Origin of the sequence: Bacillus pretiosus, assembly GCF_051294775.1 — a bacterium.
GTDB lineage: Bacteria > Bacillota > Bacilli > Bacillales > Bacillaceae_G > Bacillus_A > Bacillus_A wiedmannii.
Window position 1 is genome coordinate 1 of record NZ_JBPPHF010000680.1, and the last position, 278, is coordinate 278.

Annotated in this window: 1 pseudogene; it reads right to left on the reverse strand. The window is 32.4% G+C overall.

From position 1 onward, the window contains the following. Positions 1-16: 16 nt before the first annotated feature. A pseudogene (locus tag ACSG5Z_RS32670) lies at positions 17-278 on the reverse strand (TetR family transcriptional regulator); the annotation flags it as partial.

The following is a 278-nucleotide window of genomic DNA, read 5'->3' on the forward strand; positions in this document are numbered from 1 at the left end:
GTTAGGTGGGGATTTTTCACATATGAACAGCTCTTGGCAATTCATAGTACATATTCGTTATACATAATGTTTGCTCCATCCATAGTTCAATTTCTTTCGTGTACATTTCTATGAAAAATGTCTCAGACGGAAAAGAATGCAGCACTTCTGATATATATTGTGGATATAAAAACGGCATATTCATCATGCCTTTTAATTGCGTCATAAACATTGTAAAAGATACCTTTTTAAACTCTTGCTTCATTTGTCGCTGTCTAATCATTTGCTCTATATAATAT